The sequence below is a fragment of the Kitasatospora sp. NPDC057936 genome (assembly GCF_042887525.1).
GTDB lineage: Bacteria > Actinomycetota > Actinomycetes > Streptomycetales > Streptomycetaceae > Kitasatospora.
This window is the reverse complement of sequence record NZ_JBHVPD010000205.1, coordinates 1-1,852: the sequence shown is the minus strand read 5'-3', so window position 1 is coordinate 1,852 and position 1,852 is coordinate 1. Positions and strand designations below refer to the sequence as shown.

Here is a 1,852-nt window from a genome sequence, read left to right as displayed (position 1 = left end):
GTTGCCCGTTGTCCGGCGGTGCGCTGGTCGTGGGGCGGTGGTGCGGGTGGCCGGCCGGTGGTTCCTTGGCGCGGGTACTGCCCGGCGCTGCGGTGCTGCTGGCCCGGTGGCCCGGCGTTGGTGCCTGGTGCGGTGGGTGTCCGGCAGGTTAGGCCTGTCGCCTGTCGCCTGTCGCCTGTCGCCTGTCGCCTGTCGCCTGTCGCCTGTGGGGCGTTGGGCGGGTTCGTTGTTCGGTGGTGGTGCGGTGCCGGCCTGGTGGCGGGCGGTGGTGCTTGTGGTGTCCGGTGGTTCGGCATCGGTGGTGGTCCCGTGGCCCGGTTGACTGCCGGGGGTGAGGGGTTCGTCCTTTGCCTGTGGGGCGGTGGTGCTTGTGGCGTCTGGTGGTTCGGTGCCGGTTCCCGTCCGGTGGTGCGGTGGGCCTGGGGGCGGGTGGTGTCCGGCTGTTGAGGGTGGTTGCCGGTTGCCCGGTTTTGCTCCGGGTGTGAGGCGTGGGTGTGGGGTGCCGGCCGGTGGCGGTGTTCCGTGTGGTGCTGGTGGCCGGTCGAGGGGTGGTGCCTGGTGGTGCGGTGGCCGTTCAGCGTGTTCTGACGGTTGCCCGGTTGCCCGGTTGTCCGGTGGGGCGTTGGGCGGTGGTGCGGGGTCCTGTACCCGGGCGGTGGTGCCTGGTGGTGCGAGGCCGGTCGCCGGTGGTGCTTGGGAAGTTGTGGCGCTTGGCTGTTCAGGGCCTGGCGCCGGCGGGTCGGCGGTGGGGCGGTGCCCGCGCGGTGGCGGGCGGTGGTGCGGTGGGGCCTGGGGGCGGGTGGCGCTGTTCCTGGTGTGCCCGGTGCCCGGTGCCCGGTGCCCGCTGCTTGGTGCCGGCTTGTTGGCGGGTGGGTGGGTGTGCGGTGGTGGCGGGGTGTTGGGTGGTGCGGTCGTGGGTCAGGTAAGCGTGGTCCTCGCAAGTGGTGCGCAACAGGGGTGGTTGTGGGGGGTGGTTGCGGGGTTTTTGCGTGGGGGCGGGTTCCATGCGGTTGTCGAAAGCGACACGGTTGCGGCGTCTGCCCGGTTCCGTCGTCCCGGGGGGTTTTCCTGGGGGGCTGGCTGGGGTGGGTGCGGCCGGTGGTCCGCGTTTCCAGCGCGGCTGGCCGGTCCGGTCGGGTCCGGGTCGTGTTCGTGTGAACGGCCTGGCGGGACCGGCTGGTTGGCCGGTCCGGCGGCCCGGCACCGTTGTGCCCGGCTCCGTCTTCCGCGGGGGGATCTCTTCCCCGGGAGGGCTGGGGGCGGGTGTGGCCGGTGGTCCGCGTCTCCAGCGCGGCCGGCCCGGTCTGCTCTGGCCCCGGTCTGCTCTGGCCCTGTCTGGTCTGGTCCGGGTTTGGCCCGGGTTCGGGCCTGTGTTGTGTGGGCGGCCCTGTCAGGGTTTGTGGTTCGGCGTCCTTTGTTCCGGCGCGTGGTGTGCCGGGGGGCGCGTGTGTGTGGAAGGGATGGTTGTGTGATGTCGGGGATTCCTTCGGTTGAGGATCTGGCGGCGCAGTTGCAGGCGGTGTCGGGTGCGCGGGAGATCGATGCGGATGCGGCGTTGCAGCACATCGCGGATGTGGATTCGCTGGATCTGATGGAGTGGCTGTACGGGTTCCAGAACGCGTATCCGCATATCGGGGCGGACGAGTCGTTGTTCGCGGACATCGATGACACGACGACGTTGCGGGTGGTGCACGGGCGGATCGTGGCGCTGGCCGGCGGCGCGGGTTCGGGTTCCTGAGGGGGGCGGGGAGGCAGGGGAGAGGGGGCGGGTGGTGAGCGGTTTCGATGTCGCCGGGTGGGGGATGTGGGTTCCCGGCCGGGTGGTGACCAGTGCGCAGCTGGCGGAGCGGTT

General features: G+C 71.8%; 1 protein-coding gene. It reads left to right on the top strand.

Features of this window, described 5'->3' with window-relative positions; translation table 11 throughout:
• Positions 1–1,471 precede the first annotated feature (1,471 nt).
• On the top strand, positions 1,472–1,738 hold the full coding sequence (locus tag ACFVU9_RS45415) for a hypothetical protein (RefSeq protein ID WP_380448692.1): 267 nt from the start codon (positions 1,472–1,474) through the stop codon (positions 1,736–1,738).
• Positions 1,739–1,852 lie beyond the last annotated feature (114 nt).

Coding starts and splice junctions, on each gene's coding strand:
- ACFVU9_RS45415 (WP_380448692.1), top strand. CDS start 1,472: ATGTCGGGGATTCCTTCGGTTGAGGATCTGGCGGCGCAGTTGCAGGCG.